This is a genomic window from Streptomyces sp. NPDC048643 (genome assembly GCF_040650615.1).
Lineage (GTDB): Bacteria > Actinomycetota > Actinomycetes > Streptomycetales > Streptomycetaceae > Streptomyces.
On record NZ_JBEZHO010000006.1, the window covers coordinates 34,810 to 53,109 of the forward strand.

17 protein-coding genes are annotated in these 18,300 nt (G+C 71.2%); 15 read left to right on the top strand and 2 right to left on the bottom strand.

Features of this window, described 5'->3' with window-relative positions:
• The first annotated feature begins 12 nt into the window (after positions 1–12).
• The 4 genes from AB0C62_RS08120 to AB0C62_RS08135 are packed head-to-tail and all read left to right on the top strand — an operon-like array spanning position 13 to position 4,006.
• Positions 13–1,050 (top strand): ABC transporter ATP-binding protein, encoded by a 1,038-nt coding sequence (locus tag AB0C62_RS08120; RefSeq protein WP_362970738.1) that lies wholly within the window; start codon positions 13–15, stop codon positions 1,048–1,050.
• Positions 1,051–1,073: 23 nt separating this feature from the next.
• Complete coding sequence (locus AB0C62_RS08125; protein WP_362970740.1) at positions 1,074–2,282, top strand: ABC transporter substrate-binding protein; 1,209 nt, start codon at positions 1,074–1,076, stop codon at positions 2,280–2,282.
• Between the two features lie 7 nt (positions 2,283–2,289).
• Positions 2,290–3,180 carry an ABC transporter permease gene (locus tag AB0C62_RS08130; RefSeq protein WP_362970741.1) on the top strand — a complete coding sequence of 297 codons (891 nt, stop codon included), beginning with the start codon at positions 2,290–2,292 and terminating at the stop codon, positions 3,178–3,180.
• Positions 3,181–3,190: 10 nt separating this feature from the next.
• Positions 3,191–4,006, top strand: a complete 816-nt coding sequence (locus tag AB0C62_RS08135) for an ABC transporter permease (RefSeq protein WP_362970743.1) — start codon at positions 3,191–3,193, stop codon at positions 4,004–4,006.
• A 54-nt stretch (positions 4,007–4,060) separates the two neighbouring features.
• On the opposite strand, the gene AB0C62_RS08140 is transcribed toward AB0C62_RS08135, so the two are convergent.
• Complete coding sequence (locus tag AB0C62_RS08140; RefSeq protein ID WP_362970745.1) at positions 4,061–4,669, bottom strand: hypothetical protein; 609 nt, start codon at positions 4,667–4,669, stop codon at positions 4,061–4,063.
• A 188-nt stretch (positions 4,670–4,857) separates the two neighbouring features.
• Positions 4,858–6,267, bottom strand: a complete 1,410-nt coding sequence (locus AB0C62_RS08145; RefSeq protein WP_362970747.1) for an aminopeptidase P family protein — start codon at positions 6,265–6,267, stop codon at positions 4,858–4,860.
• A gap of 159 nt (positions 6,268–6,426) precedes the next feature.
• Here AB0C62_RS08145 and AB0C62_RS08150 point away from each other — a divergent pair, with 159 nt between their 5' ends.
• The 11 genes from AB0C62_RS08150 (at position 6,427) to AB0C62_RS08200 (ending at position 18,297) form a co-directional block, all read left to right on the top strand.
• Entirely contained in the window at positions 6,427–7,578 is a 1,152-nt protein-coding gene (locus AB0C62_RS08150; RefSeq protein WP_362970748.1) for an FAD-binding oxidoreductase, read from the top strand.
• Positions 7,575–7,907, top strand: coding sequence for a (2Fe-2S)-binding protein (locus tag AB0C62_RS08155; protein WP_362970750.1), 333 nt, complete (start codon positions 7,575–7,577; stop codon positions 7,905–7,907). Before AB0C62_RS08150 ends, AB0C62_RS08155 begins: the two co-directional genes overlap by 4 nt.
• Positions 7,900–9,324, top strand: a complete 1,425-nt coding sequence (locus AB0C62_RS08160; RefSeq protein ID WP_362970752.1) for an FAD-dependent oxidoreductase — start codon at positions 7,900–7,902, stop codon at positions 9,322–9,324. The genes AB0C62_RS08155 and AB0C62_RS08160 overlap by 8 nt, the downstream gene beginning before the upstream one ends.
• A 123-nt stretch (positions 9,325–9,447) precedes the next feature.
• Positions 9,448–10,347: a dihydrodipicolinate synthase family protein gene (locus AB0C62_RS08165; RefSeq protein WP_362970754.1), complete on the top strand. Its 900-nt coding sequence runs from the start codon at positions 9,448–9,450 to the stop codon at positions 10,345–10,347.
• 57 nt (positions 10,348–10,404) lie between these two features.
• Positions 10,405–11,406: a proline racemase family protein gene (locus AB0C62_RS08170; RefSeq protein ID WP_362970756.1), complete on the top strand. Its 1,002-nt coding sequence runs from the start codon at positions 10,405–10,407 to the stop codon at positions 11,404–11,406.
• A gap of 107 nt (positions 11,407–11,513) precedes the next feature.
• Entirely contained in the window at positions 11,514–12,203 is a 690-nt protein-coding gene (locus AB0C62_RS08175) for a GntR family transcriptional regulator (RefSeq protein ID WP_362970758.1), read from the top strand.
• Between the two features lie 79 nt (positions 12,204–12,282).
• On the top strand, positions 12,283–13,281 hold the full coding sequence (locus AB0C62_RS08180) for a LacI family DNA-binding transcriptional regulator (protein ID WP_355881004.1): 999 nt from the start codon (positions 12,283–12,285) through the stop codon (positions 13,279–13,281).
• A 167-nt stretch (positions 13,282–13,448) separates the two neighbouring features.
• Entirely contained in the window at positions 13,449–14,804 is a 1,356-nt protein-coding gene (locus AB0C62_RS08185; protein ID WP_362970760.1) for an extracellular solute-binding protein, read from the top strand.
• Positions 14,805–14,812: 8 nt separating this feature from the next.
• Positions 14,813–15,784: a sugar ABC transporter permease gene (locus tag AB0C62_RS08190; RefSeq protein ID WP_362970762.1), complete on the top strand. Its 972-nt coding sequence runs from the start codon at positions 14,813–14,815 to the stop codon at positions 15,782–15,784.
• A complete protein-coding gene (locus AB0C62_RS08195) occupies positions 15,781–16,656 on the top strand; it encodes a carbohydrate ABC transporter permease (RefSeq protein ID WP_362970764.1) in 876 nt (291 codons plus the stop codon). Before AB0C62_RS08190 ends, AB0C62_RS08195 begins: the two co-directional genes overlap by 4 nt.
• Before the next feature lie 39 nt (positions 16,657–16,695).
• Positions 16,696–18,297 carry a glycoside hydrolase family 13 protein gene (locus AB0C62_RS08200; protein WP_362970765.1) on the top strand — a complete coding sequence of 534 codons (1,602 nt, stop codon included), beginning with the start codon at positions 16,696–16,698 and terminating at the stop codon, positions 18,295–18,297.
• Positions 18,298–18,300 lie beyond the last annotated feature (3 nt).

Genomic DNA, 18,300 nt, shown 5'->3' on the forward strand with positions numbered 1-18,300 from the left:
AGGTTCCCGCCCATGGAGGCACAGGCGATCCGGCTCCAGGGCCTGCGCAAGGAGTTCGGCGGCGCGACCGCCGTGGCCGGAGTCGATCTGGAGATAGCCGACGGCGAGTTCTTCTCGATGCTCGGCCCGTCCGGCTCCGGAAAGACGACCGTGCTGCGGATGATCGCCGGGTTCGAGCGCCCCACCGCCGGCCGGATCGAGCTGGCCGGCCAGGAGGTCACCGGCCTCGCGCCCTTCGAACGGGACGTCCACACCGTCTTCCAGGACTACGCCCTCTTCCCGCACATGACGGTGGAACAGAACGTCGCCTACGGCCTGAAGGTCCGCAGGGTGCCCAAGGCCGAGCGACTGGTACGGGCCCGCAAGGCGCTCGCCGACGTCCGCCTCGAAGGGTTCGGCCGGCGCCGCCCGAGTCAGCTCTCCGGTGGCCAGCGCCAGCGCGTCGCCCTCGCCAGGGCCCTCGTCGGCCGCCCCGGCGTCCTGCTGCTCGACGAACCGCTCGGCGCCCTCGACCTCAAGCTGCGCGAGCAGATGCAGGTCGAACTCAAGGCGATCCAGCGCGAGGTCGGCATCACCTTCGTGTTCGTCACCCACGACCAGGAGGAGGCCCTGACGATGAGCGACCGCATCGCCGTCTTCCACCAGGGCCGCATCGAACAGGTCGGCACCCCGGCCGAGATCTACGAACGCCCCGCCACCCCCTTCGTCGCGGGCTTCGTCGGCACCTCCAACCTGCTGGAGGGCCAGTCCGCACAGCAGGTCGTCGGCTCCCCGGGCACCTACAGCATCCGGCCCGAGAAGATCCGCGTCCTCAAGGAGTCCGCCGAGGCCGACGAACCGGAGCACTCCAGCACCACCGGCACCGTCGCCGAGGTCGTCTACCTGGGCGACTCCACCCGCTTCCTGGTGGACCTCGACGCCGGCGGCCGCCTCACCGCGCTCCAGCAGAACCTGGACACCTCCTCCGAGGACGTCGCCGCCCTGCGCGGCACCCGCGTCCGCCTGCGGTGGCACCGCCGCCACTCGGTCCGGGTCCCCGACCCCAGCTGACCCCCGCTCAGACCCCGTCACCCATGGAGTACGTCGGGCGACTCACCCGAACCCTCCAGGCCGCCGCCGCCGTCGCGGTGCTCCTCGCGGCCACCGCCTGCGGATCCTCCGACTCCGGCTCGCCCTCGGCCGGCAGCCTCAACCCGCCCGACCTCAAGGCCCCCACGAAGCTCGGCAAGACCGAGGGGCAGGTCAACCTGATCGCCTGGGCCGGCTACGTCGAGGACGGCTCCAACGACCCGAAGGTCGACTGGGTCGGCGACTTCGAGAAGCAGACGGGCTGCCAGGTCAATTCCAAGGTCGCCGCCAGCTCCGACGAGATGGTCAAGCTGATGAAGACCGGCCAGTACGACGCGGTCTCCGCCTCCGGCGACGCCTCCCTGCGCCTGATCGCCTCGGGCGACGCGGCCCCCGTCAACACCGGCCTCGTACCGAACTACAAGGACGTCTTCAGCGGCCTGAAGAAGGGTGCCTGGAACTCCGTCGACGGCCAGATGTACGGCATCCCGCACGGCCGGGGCGCCAACCTCCTGATGTACAACACCCAGAAGGTCACGCCCGCCCCCACCTCATGGTCCGCGGTCTTCGACGACGCCTCCGCGTACAAGGGCCACGTCACCGCGTACGACTCGCCCATCTACATAGCGGACGCGGCGCTCTACCTGAAGTCCGCCAGGCCCGAGTTGAAGATCAAGGACCCCTACGCCCTCGACCAGAAGCAGTTCGACGCGGCGGTCGCCCTGCTGAAGAAGCAGAGCGCGAACGTGGGGGAGTACTGGAGCGACTACCTGAAGGAGATCTCCGCGTTCAAGAGCGGCGACTCCGTCATCGGCACGAGCTGGCAGGTCATCGCCAACCTCACCGCGGACGAGGGCGCCAAGGTGAAGGCGTTCGTCCCCGCGGAGGGCTCCACCGGCTGGTCCGACACCTGGATGGTCTCCGCCAAGGCCAAGCACCCCAACTGCGCCTACAAGTGGATGGACTGGATCATCTCCCCGAAGGTGAACGCCCAGGTCGCCGAGTACTTCGGTGAGGCACCCGCCAACTCCAAGGCCTGTGCGGACACCAGCGACAGCTCCTTCTGCGACACCTTCCACGCCGCCGACGAGAGCTACTGGAAGAACATCGCCTTCTGGAACACGCCCATCGAGCAGTGCCTGGACGGCCGCACGGACGTCCGTTGCGTCCCGTACGCCAAGTGGGTCCAGGCCTGGACCGAGATCAAGGGCTGACGAAGCGATGACCTCCACCCTGCCGGCCGCCGGACGCTCACCCGTCCGGCGGCTCGCCGGGACCCTGCACCGGCACTCCCGGCTGCGGCTGTCCCTGCTCCTGACCGCGCCGCTGCTGTGGCTCGCGGTGCTCTATCTCGGCTCGCTGGCCGTGCTGTTCGTCTCCGCGTTCTGGACGACCGACTCCTTCACCTCGGAGGTCGTCAAGGTCTGGTCGATGGACAACTTCCGAGAGCTGTTCACCACGCCCGTCTTCCGGCAGGTCATCCTGCGCAGCATCGGCGTCGCCCTCGCGGTCACCGTACTGTGCGCCCTGATCGCCTTCCCCGTCGCGTTCTACACGGCCCGCATCGCCCGGCCCCGACGGCGTCCGCTGCTCGTCGTCGCCATCCTCACGCCGCTGTGGGCGAGTTACCTCGTCAAGGTCTACGCCTGGCGGCTGATCCTCTCCCAAGGCGGCCTCGCCGACTGGATGTTGCGGCCCCTCGGACTCAGCGGTCCCGGGTTCGGCCTGACCGCGGCGATCATCGCACTGACCTACCTCTGGCTGCCGTACATGATCCTTCCGATCCACACGGCACTGGAGCAGCTGCCCGCCAACCTGCTCGACGCGTCGGCCGACCTGGGCGCCGGGGCGGGCCGTACCCTCCGCTCCGTCGTGCTGCCGATGGTCCTGCCGTCCGTGGCCGCCGGCTCGGTCTTCACCTTCTCGCTCAGCCTCGGTGACTACATCACCGTGCAGATCGTCGGCGGCAGGACCCAGCTCATCGGCAACGTCGTCTACTCCAACATCGAACTGAACCTGCCCATGGCCGCCGCGCTCGGCACGGTCCCCGTCGTGGTCATCGTGGTGTACCTCCTCGCGATGCGCCGCACGGGCGCCCTGAGCAGTCTCTGAGGAGCCCGCTGTGCAAGTCTCCCGTCCCGCGCGCATCGCCCTGCGCGCCGCCGCCGGGCTCGGCTTCGCGGTCATCTACGTGCCGCTCGCGCTCGTCCTGGTCAACTCCTTCAACCCGGACCGCAGCGCGAGCTGGCCGCCCTCCGGTCTCACCGTCCACTGGTGGTCGGCCGCCTGGGACAACGCGGGCGCCCGCGACGCCCTGTGGGTCTCGGTCAAGGCGGGCCTCGGCGCCACGGCGATCGCCCTGGTCCTGGGCACGCTGATCGCCTTCGCGGTCGCCCGCCACCGCTTCTTCGGCCGGGGCGCCGTCTCCTTCGTGGTCGTCCTGCCGATCGCGCTGCCCGGCATCGTCACGGGCATCGCCCTCAACTCGGCGTTCAGCACGGTGCTCGAACCGCTCGGCGTCGGACTCGGCATGTTCACCGTGATCGTCGGCCACGCGACCTTCTGCATCGTCGTCGTCTTCAACAACGTCGTCGCCCGGCTGCGCCGTACCTCCGGCAGCTTCGAGGAGGCCGCGATGGACCTGGGAGCGGACACCTTCCGGGCCTTCGCCGACGTCACCTTCCCGCTGGTGCGCTCGGCGCTGCTGGCCGGCGGACTGCTCGCCTTCGCGCTGTCCTTCGACGAGATCGTCGTCACGACATTCACGGCCGGGCCAGGCATCGAGACCCTGCCGATCTGGATCTTCAACAACATGACCCGGCCCCAGCAGGCACCGGTCGTGAACGTCGTCGCGGCCGTCCTCGTCCTGCTCTCGGTGATCCCCATCTACGGGGCCCAGCGGCTGTCGGCGGACACGGCGGCCGAGAGCAGGATCTGACCCGCCTCGGCACCGGGGCGGGGACCGCTCTTCGCGGGCCCCTCCCGCACGCCGTCAGCGGGGCTGCCGTTCGGGCCGTCCGGGCCCTGCCCCGTGCGTGGCGGGAGCGCCCGGGCTCGTGGCGGAGTGGTCCGGGTCCGTGTGATCAGGGGCCGAGGCGAGGAGCTCCCGCATGCGCAGCAACCGCTGCCGGCCCCGGCCGCCGCCGATGACGGCCCAGGTCAGGAAGGCCACGGCGAGGAGCCCGACCCCGATCGTCTGCCGCGGTCCCGCGGTCAGGGCCGTCAGCACCGCCACGCCCCCGAAGAGCAGGAAGAGGAAGACCAGAGCCGCACCGCGATGCCGGGTCCGGTGCAGACGTCGGTCCACCAGTTCCCGCATCGCCTCCCGCCGCTCCGGGTCGGTGGGAACCTCGCCCCTGCGCAACTGCGCTTCCAGGGTGACCAGTCCATCGGTCGAGCTGCCGGTCGCCCGCTTCTCCCGGGAGCGGATCCGCAGGGTGAACCAGACGGCACCCACGCAGCCGGCCGCGACCCTGGCCAGCACCGCGGGTAGCGAACGCCCCGGATAGATCAGCAGCACGAGAGCGGTGGTCGCCAGCCACGACAGGACGAACTGGAGCCACAGATGACGGGCCAGGGTGTCGGAGAACTTCTCCAGCATCGGTCTCCCCCTTCTCGCCGCGGCCCCCTCGGATGCCGCGGGCGCCGCGCACTGGGTGTGCGCGGAGCCTTCCGGCTACCCCTGGAAAGGGTCGGTATGCGGGCGAACTGCCTTGCGTTGAAGGCCTGTTGTCCGACCTTCGGGTGCCCGGTGCCGGCCGGGAACCGGGTCCCCGACCCCCTCTGTCGCTATCCCGCGTGCTCCCGCATCCACGCCTCGACCTCGTCGGCCGAGCGCGGCAGGGCGCCCGACAGGTTCTCGTAACCGTCCGCCGTGACCAGGAGGTCGTCCTCGATCCGGACGCCGATGCCGCGCCACTCCTCGGGCACCGTCAGATCGTCCGGCTGGAAGTAGAGGCCCGGCTCCACGGTGAGGACCATGCCCGGCTCCAGGACGCCGGCGACGTAGTCCTCGTTGCGGGCCCGCGCGCAGTCGTGCACGTCCAGACCGAGCATGTGTCCCGTGCCCGCCATGGTGAAGCGACGCTGCAGACCGAGGTCGAACGCCCGCTGCACCGGGCCCTCGAGGAGCCCCCAGGCCACCAGCCGCTCGGTCATCGACCACTGGGCGGCGTCGTGGAAGTCGCGGTACGGGGCGCCGGGTCTCACCGCCGCCATGCCGGCCTCCTGCGCCTCGTACACCGCGTCGTAGATCTCCCGCTGCAGCGGTGTGAACGTGCCGCTGATCGGGAGGGTGCGGGTCACGTCGGCGGTGTACAGCGTGCGGGTCTCCACGCCCGCGTCGAGGAGCAGCAGTTCACCGGGGCGGACGGGCCCGTCGTTCTCCACCCAGTGCATGATCGTGGCGTGTTCGCCGGCCGCGCAGATCGAGCCGTAGCCGACGTCGTTGCCCTCGACGCGGGCGCGCCGGAAGAACGTGCCCTCGATCCACCGCTCCGAGGTGGCGACGGCCTGCGACAACTCCCGTACGACGTCGATGAATCCGCGCACGGTGGAGTCCACCGCCCGGCGCAGCTCGCCGATCTCCCAGGCGTCCTTCACCAGCCGCAGCCCGGACAGCGCCTCCTCCAGCTCGGCGTCCCGCTCCTCGTCGGTGACGAGGGCCACGTCGATCGCCGGGGCGTGGCCGCGCACGACGCGGGTCGGGACGCCGGTGTCCGCCAGGTCCTTGGAGAGGGTGCGGATGTCGCGGCAGGGGAGTCCGAGGACCTGCTCCGACTCGGCGAGGGAGCGGCGTCGGCCCATCCACAGTTCGGCCGTCATGCCCGTCCAGAACTCGTCGCTGTCCCGGCTGTCGCGGGGGAGCTGATAGCAGTGCGCGTCGTGACCGCCGTCCGCGCGCGGCTCCAACACCAGTGCGCCGTCGCGTGCCTGATCACCCGTCATGTGGACATAGCCCGAGTACGCGCGGAACGGGTAGTGGGTGTCGTTCGACCTGTTCCGGAGGCCGCCGGAGGGGATGACCAGCCGTTCGCCCGGGAACAGGGCGGACAGTGCGGCGCGCCGCCGGGCCGCGTGGGCCGCCTGCTCGCCCGGCCGCAGATCGGCGCGCTCGGTGTCGGCCCAGCCCGTCCGCATCAGGGCGGACAGCTCGTCGGAGATTCCTCGGTAGAGACCGTTCTTCCGGGCCTTGGCCACGGCGGACACCTCTTCTTCAGCTCGTCTCGGTCAGTTCGGGTCACGGCGCTCGGGCGGCCCGGCGTGCCGCGGGGACGCGGCCGGGACGGCACCCGGGAGGAGCGCCCGCCCTCGGTGCCGACCATTCCGCACGACAGAAGCATGTGACATAGTACTGACGTGAGCAAGCCCTTTACCTGCGATGTCGTGGTCGTCGGCGCCGGAATGGTGGGCGCCGCCTGCGCTCTGTACGCGGCTCGCGCCGGCTTCGACGTGGCCGTCGTGGACCGTGGCCCGGTCGCCGGCGGCACGACCGGCGCGGGCGAGGGCAACCTGCTCGTCTCCGACAAGGAACCCGGACCCGAACTCGATCTCGCCCTGCTCTCCGGGCGCTTGTGGGCCGGGCTCGCCGAGGACCACGCGGAGGCGATCGAGTACGAGGCCAAGGGCGGGGTCGTCGTGGCCTCGACGCCCGACGGGCTGGCCGCGCTGGAGAAGTTCGCGACCGGCCAGCGGGCGGCCGGTGTCCTGGCCGAACCGGTCACCGCCGACCGGCTCCACGACCTGGAGCCGCATCTGGCCCCCGGCCTCGCGGGTGGCGTGCACTACCCCCAGGACACCCAGGTGATGCCCGCCCTCGCCGCCGCCCGTCTCGTACGGGCCTCGGGTGCGCGGTTGTTCACCGGGCACACCGTGACCGAGGTGCTGCGCGCGCGGGACGGATCGGTCCGCGGGGTGCGCACCGACCGGGGCGACCTGCACGCGCCGGCCGTCGTCAACGCGGCCGGGACCTGGGGCCGCGAGGTGGCGGCTCGCGCCGGTGTCGGCCTTCCCGTGCTGCCCCGCCGCGGATTCGTCCTCGTGACCGAACCGCTGCCGCGCCGCGTGCGGCACAAGGTGTACGCGGCGGACTACGTCGCCGACGTGGCCAGCGACTCGGCCGCCCTCCAGACCTCACCGGTGGTGGAGGGCACGGCCGCCGGTCCTGTCCTGATCGGCGCGAGCCGCGAACGGGTCGGCTTCGACCGCTCGTTCTCGCTGCCCGTCGTCCGTGAACTGGCCGCGGGCGCCACCCGGCTCTTCCCCTTCCTGGCGGAGGTGCGCGCCCTGCGGACCTATCTCGGCTTCCGGCCCTATCTGCCCGACCATCTGCCCGCGATCGGCCCCGACCCCCGGGCGCCCGGGCTCTTCCACGCCTGCGGCCACGAAGGCGCCGGGATCGGTCTGTCCACCGCGACCGGACACCTCATCGCGCAGGTCATGGCCGGCGCGACACCCGACCTCGATCTCGCGCCGTTCCGGCCCGACCGCTTCCCCGAGGAGGCCGCGTGAACCCGCTGGAACTGGCCGGGGCCGAGCCCGGACCCGCGTTCACCGTCACGCTCGACGGCCGGGAGATCGAGGCGCTGCCCGGCCGGACCGTGGCCGCCGCGCTGTGGGCCGCGGGCGTCACCTCCTGGCGCTCCACCCGTGACTCCGGCCGGCCGCGCGGTGTCTTCTGCGGCATCGGCGTCTGCTTCGACTGCCTCGTCACCGTCAACGGCCGCCCCAACCAACGGGCCTGCCTGGTCCCCCTGGAACCCGGCGACGCGATCCGCACCCAGGACGGCACCGGCCACGACGTGGGCCGCGGTCAGGAAGGCACGGGCCACGATGACTGACGGACGACACCGCCTGGCGGTGATCGGCGCGGGGCCCGCGGGACTCGCCGCGTCCCTCGCCGCGGCGGCACGCGGGATCCGCGTCACGCTGATCGACGCGGGCGTCACGGCGGGCGGCCAGTTCTACCGGCGCCCCGCGCCCGGCCTGCACGCCCGGCGGCCCGGCGCCCTGCACCACCAGTGGCGCACCTGGGAACGGCTGGAGGAAGGGCTCGCGCGGCACCTGGAAGCGGGCACGGTCGAGCACCTGGCCGACCATCACGTCTGGCTGGTGGAACCAGCGGGGACCGGAGAGGGCGGGAGCACGGCGCCGGGCTTCGCGGTCCATGCCCTGCCGGGCCCTCTCCAGGAACGCTCCGTCGTCGTGCGGGCCGACGCCGTGCTCCTGGCCACCGGCGGATACGAGAGGGTGCTGCCGTTCCCCGGCTGGACCCTTCCCGGTGTGGTGACGGCGGGCGGGGCCCAGGCCATGCTCAAGGGCGGACTCGTCGTGCCGGGCCGTACCGCCGTCGTCGCCGGGACCGGGCCGCTGCTGCTGCCGGTCGCGACCGGACTGGCCGGCGCCGGGGTCGAGGTCGCCGCGCTGGTGGAGTCCGCCGACCCGCGCGCCTTCGCCCGCCGGGCCGCCGCGTTGGCGGCCCAGCCCGCAAAGGTCGCCGAGGGCGCCCGGTACGCGGCTCAACTCCTGCGCCACCGCGTCCCGTTCCTCGCCCACCACACCGTGGTCGAGGCGCACGGCGAGGAGCGGCTCGACGCCGTCACCGTCGCCGCGCTCGGCCCCGAGGGACGGGTCAGGTCCGGCACCGAGCGGCGCATCCGCTGCGACACACTCGCCGTGGGCCACGGGATGATCCCGCACACCGATCTCGCCGAGACGCTCGGCTGCCGGATCGACGGCCTCCGGGTGGACGTGGACGACGAGCAGCGCACCGACGTGCCCGGCGTCTGGGCCGCGGGGGAGACCACCGGCATCGGCGGCTCCGCGCTCGCCCTGGCGGAGGGACACATCGCGGGCCGGTCGATCGCGGACCGGCTCTCCGGCACCGCGCCCCACCCACGTACGACGACCCGCGCGATCCGGTCCCGTACGCGCCTGCGGGCGTTCTCCGCCGCACTCGACACCGTGTACGCGCCCCCCGCGCACTGGACGGACCAGGTCGGCGACGACACCGTCGTGTGCCGCTGCGAGGAGGTCACGGGCAGCCGGATCCGGGAGGCGGTCGCCGACCTCGGGGCCGGCGACGTCCGCACGGTGAAACTGCTCACCCGCGCCGGGATGGGGTGGTGCCAGGGCCGGATGTGCGAAGCGGCGGTGGCCGGCCTCGCGGGCTGCGAACTGACGCCCGCGCGACGGCTGTTGGCTCGCCCGGTACCGCTCGGCGTGCTCGCGGGTGCCGGAGAGGAACCGGATGACTGAACGCCGGGTGCGGCCCGGCTCGGCCCGACCATGGGCCCCGCGCCTCCCGTAGCGCCCGACCCGACCAGGACCCTGCACGCGCACAGTAAAATGTCACACCCTATCGAGAGGGATGAGTACGTCATGACGGTCACCCCCGACCACCGCCCCTGGCGCGGAGTTCTCGTCGCCACCGCGCTCCCGCTGAACGACGACCTCTCCGTGGACCACGACCGCTACGCCGAGCACTGCGCCTGGCTCGTCGAGAACGGCTGCGACGGAGTCGTGCCGAACGGTTCCCTCGGCGAGTACCAGGTGCTCACGCCCGAGGAACGCGCCCGGGTCGTCGAGACCGCCGTCGCCGCGATCGGCGGGCAGCGGGTGATGCCCGGCGTCGCCGCCTACGGCTCCGCCGAGGCGCGCCGGTGGGCCGAGCAGGCGGCCGAGGCGGGCTGCGGCGCCGTGATGCTGCTGCCGCCCAACGCCTACCGGGCCGACGAGCGGTCCGTCCTCGCCCACTACGCCGAGGTCGCCCGGGCGGGCCTCCCCGTCGTCGCGTACAACAACCCCGTCGACACCAAGGTCGACCTGGTGCCCGAACTTCTCGCCGAGCTGTACGCGGCCGGTTCGATCCGGGGCGTCAAGGAGTTCTCCGGCGACGTGCGGCGCGCCTACCGCATCGCCGAACTCGCCCCCGAACTCGACCTGTTGGTGGGGGCGGACGACGTGCTGCTGGAACTCGCCGTGGCGGGGGCCAAGGGCTGGGTGGCCGGCTACCCGAACGCGCTGCCCCGGGCGAGCGTCGAGCTGTACCGCGCCGCCGTCGCAGGTGACCTCGACACGGCGGGCAAGCTCTACCGTCAGCTGCACCCGCTGCTGCGCTGGGACTCCCAGGTCGAGTTCGTCCAGGCCATCAAGCTGTCCATGGACGTCGTCGGCCGCCACGGCGGCCCGGTCCGCCCGCCCCGCGTACCCCTCCTGCCCGCACAGGAGGCGGCCGTCAGGTCGGCCACGGAACGGGCCGTGGCCGCCGGTCTCGTCTGAGCGGCGGGCCGCGCGCCCGCACCGATCCGTCCCTCGCCGACCCCCCTCAGGAGTGCCATGCGCAGCAAACTCGTCCTGCACGCCGTCGACTCGCACACCGAGGGCATGCCCACCCGGGTGATCACGGGGGGCATCGGCACGGTTCCGGGCGCGACGATGAACGAGCGGCGGCTGTACTTCCGTGAGCACCGCGACGACATCAAGCAACTCCTGATGAACGAGCCGCGCGGGCACGCGGCGATGAGCGGTGCCGTCCTCCAGCCGTCCACCCGGCCCGACTGCGACTTCGGCGTGATCTACATCGAGGTCTCCGGCTACCTCCCGATGTGCGGACACGGCACGATCGGTGTCGCGACCGTGCTGGTGGAGACGGGCATGGTGGAGGTCGTCGAGCCGGTCACCACCATCCGGCTCGACACCCCGGCGGGTGTCGTCGTCGCCGAGGTCGCCGTCGAGGACGGTGCGGCGAAGGAGGTGACGCTGCGGAACGTGCCCTCGTTCTCCGTCGGCCTCGACCTGAGGGCCACGCTCGCCGACGGACGCAGGGTGACCTACGACCTGGCGTACGGCGGGAACTTCTACGCGATCGTGCCGCTGGAGCAGTTCGGTCTGCCCTTCGACCGCTCCCGCAAGGACGAGATCCTCGCGGCCGGACTGGCGCTGATGGACGCGGTCGACGAGGGCGGTGAGCCCGTGCACCCCGAGGACCCGTCCATCCGCGGCTGCCACCACGTCCACCTGTACGCCCCCGGGGCGACGGCCCGTCTCTCGCGCCACGCGATGGCCATCCACCCCGGCTGGTTCGACCGGTCACCGTGCGGGACGGGCACCAGCGCACGCATGGCGCAGCTGCACGCGCGGGGCGAACTCCCGCTGCACACCGAGTTCGTGAACGAGTCGTTCATCGGGACGCGGTTCACCGGACGGCTGCTCGGCGAGACCGAGGTGGCCGGGATCCCCGCGGTGCTGCCCAGCTTCACGGGCCGTGCGTGGATCACCGGGACGGCCCAGTACCTGCTCGACCCCACCGATCCCTTCCCGGCCGGGTTCGTCCTGTGAGCGGCCCGCCCCGGGGGCGTAGATACTGGTGGTCCGAGTAGGACGTGACATGGCACCCGGCCGGTGCGGCGACAAGGCGACGCACCGGCCCGTACGAGGAGACCCCGATGGCCGCCCAGCGCAGCAGCGCACCTTCCGCCGCTCCCGCCCTGCCCTCACTGGGCGGGAGGAGGAGCAGCTATCGCGAGCGCGTGGCCGACGCGCTGCGGGCGGCCCTGATCGCGGGTGAACTGCGGGCCGGTGAGGTCTACTCGGCGCCCACGCTGGCGGCGCGCTTCGGTGTCTCGGCGACGCCGGTGCGCGAGGCGATGCTCGATCTGGCCAAGGAGGGACTGGTCGACACGGTGCCGAACAAGGGGTTCCGGGTCACGGCGGTCTCCGAGCGGCAGCTCGACGAGTACACGCACATCCGCTCGCTCATCGAGATCCCCACGGTCGTGCGCCTGGCCACCACGGCGGACCCCGTCTCCCTGGAGGCACTGCGTCCCGCGGCCCGGGAGATCGTGGCCGCCGCGGCGGCCGGCGACCTCATCGCCTACGTGGAGGCGGACATCCGTTTCCACCTCGGCCTGCTGGCCCTCGCGGGCAACGCGCACCTGGTGGAGGTCGTCGGCGACCTGCGCAAGCGCTCGCGGCTGTACGGGCTCACGGCGCTGGTCGAGGCGGGCCGGCTGGAGGCTTCGGCGGAGGAGCACCTGGAACTTCTCGACGCGCTCCTGGACCGCGACGAGCAGGCGGTGCGCGCGGTGATGACCCGCCACCTGGGACATGTCCGGGGGCTGTGGGCCGCTCCCTGAGGGGCCGCCGCGAGGCCGTCCGTGAAGTGGCCGGTCTGTTACGCAAGCAGCTTGCATTTCTTGCGCTATTCTTGCGGCCATGACGCGACGACTTGCTCAGGTGGCGAAGAAGGTCGGGGTCAGCGAGGCCACGGTCAGCCGGGTGCTCAACGGCAAGCCCGGAGTCTCCGATTCCACCCGGCAGGCGGTTCTCTCCGCCCTGGACGTCCTCGGCTACGAGCGGCCGACCCAGTTGCGCGGCGAGCGCGCGCGACTCGTCGGACTGGTCCTGCCCGAGCTGCAGAACCCGATCTTCCCGGCCTTCGCCGAAGTGATCGGCGGGGCGCTCGCCCAGCTCGGTCTCACGCCGGTGCTGTGCACCCAGACCAAGGGCGGCGTCTCCGAGGCCGACTATGTGGAACTGCTGCTTCAGCAGCAGGTCTCCGGCGTGGTCTTCGCCGGCGGTCTCTACGCGCAGGCGGACGCTCCGCACGACCACTACCGGCAGCTCGCGGACCGCAACATTCCGGTGGTGCTGGTCAACGCGGCCATCGAGCACCTCGGTTTCCCCTGCGTGTCCTGCGACGACGCGGTCGCCGTCGAGCAGGCCTGGCGCCATCTCGACTCCCTCGGCCACGAGCGCATCGGCCTCGTCCTCGGCCCCGGCGACCACATGCCCTCGGGCCGCAAGCTCGCCGCGGCGCGCGCCCTCGCGCCGCAGCTGCCCGACGAGCACGTCGCCCGGGCGATGTTCTCGCTGGAGGGCGGCCAGGCCGCGGCCAGTCGGCTGCTCGACCGGGGCGTCACCGGCATCATCTGCGCGAGTGACCCGCTCGCGCTCGGCGCCGTACGGGCCGCCCGCCGCAAGGGGCTCAGCGTGCCGGGCGAGATCTCCGTCGTCGGCTACGACGACTCGGCCTTCATGAACTGCACCGAACCCCCGCTGACCACCGTCCGCCAGCCGATCGAGGCCATGGGACGCGCCGCGGTGGAGCTGCTCAACGCGCAGATCGGCGGCAGTAGCGTGACGGCCGAAGAGCTCCTGTTCGAGCCTGAGTTGGTGGTGCGCGGGTCGACAGCGCAGGCCCCCCGCGGCTGAAGTTTCCCGCAACCATACGCCACAGGGATCCCTGTCGCTGTCAAATAATTACAGATTCTGCGCGACATCTTGCGGACGGATGTCGTCGGTGCTTGAGTGTGCGGCGCCAGAACACGGCGGCGCGCCCGCCGTGGGCCTTCCTCGCTCCAGCCCGAAGGGGTCCACCAATGAGAAGCACCGGGTTCCGCCGTACCTTCGTCACGCTCATGGCGTCGTCCGTCGTGCTCAGCGCCGCCGCGTGCGGTTCGAGCGACGACGACGGCAAGGCGGCCGACGGAAAGACCCGTATCACCGTCAACTGCGAGCCGCCCAAGAGCGCCAAGGTCGACCGCTCGTTCTTCGACGCCGACACCAAGGCCTTCGAGAAGGCCAACCCGAAGATCGACGTCGTCACCCACGACGCGTTCCCCTGTCAGGACCCCAAGACCTTCGACGCGAAGCTCGCCGGCGGCCAGATGGAGGACGTGTTCTACACGTACTTCACCGACGCCAAGCACGTCGTCGACGTCAACCAGGCCGCCGACATCACGAGTTACGTCAAGGACCTGAAGAGCTACAGCACCATCCAGCAGCAGCTGCGCGACATCTACACCGTGGACGGCAAGATCTACGGCGTCCCGCGCACCGGCTACTCGATGGGCCTCATCTACAACAAGGCGCTCTTCAAGAAGGCCGGCCTCGACCCCGACAAGCCCCCGGCCACCTGGGAGGAGCTGCGCGCGGACGCCAAGAAGATAGCCGCGCTCGGCAAGGGCACCGTCGGCTACGCCGACTACAGCGCCCAGAACCAGGGCGGCTGGCACTTCACCGCCGAGCTCTACTCGCAGGGCGGCGACGTCGTCAGCGAGGACGGCAAGAAGGCCAACGTCGACACCCCCGAGGGCAAGGCCGTCCTGCAGAACCTCAAGGACATGCGCTGGAGCGACAACTCCATGGGCAGCAAGCAGCTGTTGGTCATCAACGACGTCCAGCAGATGATGGGCTCCGGCAAGCTCGGCATGTACCTCTCCGCGCCCGACAACATCCCGATCCTGGTCAAGGAGAAGGGCGGCAACTACAAGGACCTGGGCCTGGCGCCGATGCCCGGCGGCAAGGGCACGCTCATCGGCGGCGACGGCTACATGTTCAACAAGAAGGACTCGCCGGCCCAGATCAAGGCGGGCCTCAAGTGGCTCGACTCGATGTTCCTGACGCCCGGCGACGGCTTCCTCGGTGACTACGCCCGCGCCAAGCAGAACAACGCCCCGGTCGGCCTGCCCGAGCCGCGCCTGTTCACCGGCGCCGCGGACGCCAAGGACCAGGAGGTCAAGAAGGCGAACGCGAACGTGCCGGTGGAGAACTACCAGGCCTTCCTCGACGGCAACCAGAGCCTCGACATGAAGATCGAGCCGCCGCAGGCCCAGCAGATCTACTCCGTCCTCGACGGCGCGGTGTCCGCGGTCCTCACCAAGAAGGACGCCGACGTCGACCAGCTCCTCAAGGACGCCTCCGGCAAGATCGACTCCATCCTGGCCCGAGGCTGACACCGTTCATGAAGACCGCATCGAAGCCCCCCGCAGCGTTCCCTCCGGCCGCCGTCGGCGCGCCGGAGGCGCCGCGGTCGGCGGGACGCCGGCCCGGGACCCCCTGGCGCCGGCGCCTGGCCGACCAGTCCCGCGCCTACGCGTTCCTCATCGGCGGTGTGCTCTGCTTCGTGCTGTTCTCCTGGTACCCGGCGATCCGCGCGGTCGTGATCGCCTTCCAGAAGTACACGCCCGGCAGCGGCGGTGAATGGGTCGGCACCGCCAACTTCACCCGGGTCTTCCACGACCCGGAGTTCACCGCCGCCTGGCGCAACACCCTCACCTTCACCGTGATCGCCCTGCTCATCGGCTTCGCCGTCCCCTTCGTACTGGCGCTGGTGCTCAACGAACTGCGGCACGCGAAGGCCTTCTTCCGCGTCGTGGTCTATCTGCCGGTGATGATCCCGCCGGTGGTCAGCGCCCTGCTGTGGAAGTGGTTCTACGATCCCGGAGCGGGCCTCGCCAACGAGGCGCTGCGCTTCCTGCACCTGCCGACCTCGAACTGGTCCAACGGCGCCGACACCGCGCTCGTCTCGCTGGTCATCGTGGCCACCTGGGCCAACCTCGGCGGCACCGTCCTCATCTACCTCGCCGCGCTGCAGAGCATCCCCGGCGAGCTGTACGAGGCGGCCGAGCTGGACGGCGCGAGCCTGATCCAGCGCGTCCGGCACGTGACGATCCCGCAGACCCGCTTCATCATCCTCATGCTGATGCTGCTGCAGATCATCGCCACCATGCAGGTGTTCACGGAACCGTTCGTGATCACCGGCGGCGGCCCCGAGGACAAGACCGTCACGGTGCTCTACCTGATCTACAAGTACGCCTTCCTCTACAACGACTTCGGAGGGGCCTGCGCGCTGAGCGTCATGCTGCTCGTCCTGCTGAGCGCCTTCTCCGCGGTGTACCTGAGGCTGACCCGCTCGGAAGGGGACGACGCATGAGCACGCGCACCCTGGTCTCCCCGCTCACCCTGGCACGCCCCCGCGGCAAGGCCGTCTACTGGACCGTCTTCTGCGGTGTCGTCCTGCTCTTCGCGCTGGCCTTCCTGTTCCCCGTCTACTGGATGGTGACCGGCGCCATGAAGTCGCCGGACGAGGTGACGCGCACACCGCCGACCCTCGTCCCCGACAAGTGGCACCTGTCCGGCTACACCGACGCGTGGGACCTGATGGACCTGCCCACGCACCTGTGGAACACGGTCGTCCAGGCGGCGGGGGCCTGGATCCTCCAGCTCGTCTTCTGCACCGCCGCCGCGTACGCCCTGTCCAAGCTGAAGCCGGCCTTCGGCAAGGTGATCCTCGGCGGCATCCTCGCCACCCTGATGGTCCCGGCGCAGGCCCTGGTCGTCCCGAAGTACCTGACGGTCGCCGACCTGCCCCTCATCCACACCAGTCTGCTGAACGATCCGCTCGGCATCTGGCTGCCGGCCGTCGCCAACGCCTTCAACCTCTATCTCCTCAAACGCTTCTTCGACCAGATCCCGCGCGACGTCCTGGAGGCCGCCGAGATCGACGGCGCGGGGAAACTGCGCACCCTGTGGTCGATCGTGCTGCCGATGTCCCGGCCCGTCCTCGGCGTCGTGTCGATCTTCGCCCTGGTCGCCGTGTGGCAGGACTTCCTCTGGCCGCTGATGGTCTTCTCCGACACCGACAAACAGCCGATCAGCGTGGCACTCGTCCAGCTGTCGCAGAACATCCAACTGACCGTGCTCATCGCCGCGATGGTGATCGCGAGCATCCCCATGGTCGTGATGTTCCTGGTCTTCCAACGGCACATCATCGCCGGGATCAGCGCGGGCAGCACCAAGGGCTGACGCCTGTACGTGACCTCCTCGAACGAAAGGCATCGCACCGTGGGACAGCCCCGCCCTGCCCGAAATCAGTCCGCGTGGTGGCGATCCGCCGTCATCTACCAGGTGTACGTCCGCAGCTTCTCGGACGGCGACGGCGACGGCACCGGCGACCTCGCGGGTGTCCGCGCCAGACTGCCCTATCTCGCCGAACTCGGCGTGGACGCACTGTGGTTCAACCCCTGGTACCGCTCACCCATGGCCGACGGCGGCTACGACGTGGCCGACTACCGCTCCATCGACCCGGCCTTCGGGACGCTCGCCGAGGCGGAGAAGCTCATCGCCGAGGCCCGAGAACTGGGCATCCGCACCCTGGTCGACATCGTGCCCAACCACGTGTCCGACCAGCACCCGTGGTTCCAGGCGGCCCTGGCGGGCGGCCCGGAGCGCGAGCTGTTCCACTTCCGCCCCGGCCGCGGCGAGAACGGCGAACTCCCGCCCAACGACTGGCCCTCCCAGTTCGCCGGCTCCACCGAACCCGTATGGACCCGGCTGCCCGACGGCGACTGGTACCTCCACCTCTTCACCCCCGAGCAGCCCGACCTCAACTGGGACCACCCGGCCGTCCGGCAGGAGCACGAGGAGATCCTGCGCTTCTGGTTCGACCGGGGCGTCGCGGGTGTCCGCATCGACTCGGCCGCGCTGCTCGCCAAGGACCCCGACCTGCCGGACTACGTCGAGGGCGTCGACCCGAACCCGTACGTCGACCGCGACGACCTCCACGACATCTACCGCTCCTGGCGGTCGGTCGCCGACGCCTACGACGGTGTCTTCGTCGGCGAGGTCTGGCTCCCCGACACCGAGCGCTTCGCCCGCTACCTGCGCCCGGACGAGCTGCACACCGCGTTCAACTTCTCCTTCCTGTCCTGCCCCTGGGACGCGGCACGGCTGCGCACCTCCATCGACGACACCCTCGCCGAGCACGCGCCCGTCGGGGCGCCGGCCACCTGGGTGCTGTGCAACCACGACGTGACCCGCACGGTCACCCGCTACGGCCGCACCGAGACCGGCTTCGAGTTCACCGCCAAGGCCTTCGGAACCCCCACCGACCTCGCCCTCGGCACCCGAAGGGCCCGGGCCGCCGCTCTGCTCTCGCTCGCCCTGCCCGGCTCCGTGTACGTCTACCAGGGTGAGGAACTCGGCCTGCCCGAGGTCGAGTTGCCGCTGGAGAGCATCCAGGACCCGATGTACCTCCGCTCCGGCGGGACGGACCCGGGTCGCGACGGCTGCCGGGTGCCCCTGCCCTGGGCGGCCGAGGCGCCCCACGCGGGGTTCGGCGGCGACCCGTGGCTTCCGCAACCCGCCGACTGGGCCGGCTACGCGGCCGACCGGCAGGCCGAGGACCCCGCCTCGATGCTCAGCCTGTACCGGACCGCCCTCGGCATCCGCCGCGCCGAACCCGGCTTCGGCGACGGCCCGCTCACCTGGCTGCCCGCGCCCGAGGGCGTCCTCGCCTTCGCCCGCACCGACGGCCTGCTCTGCGTCGTCAACCTGGCCGACGGACCGGTCGAGCTTCCGGAGCACTCCGAACTCCTGCTCGGCAGCGCCGCGTTGGACGCCGACGGATTCCTCCCACCGGACACGGCGGTGTGGCTGCGCGCCTGACAC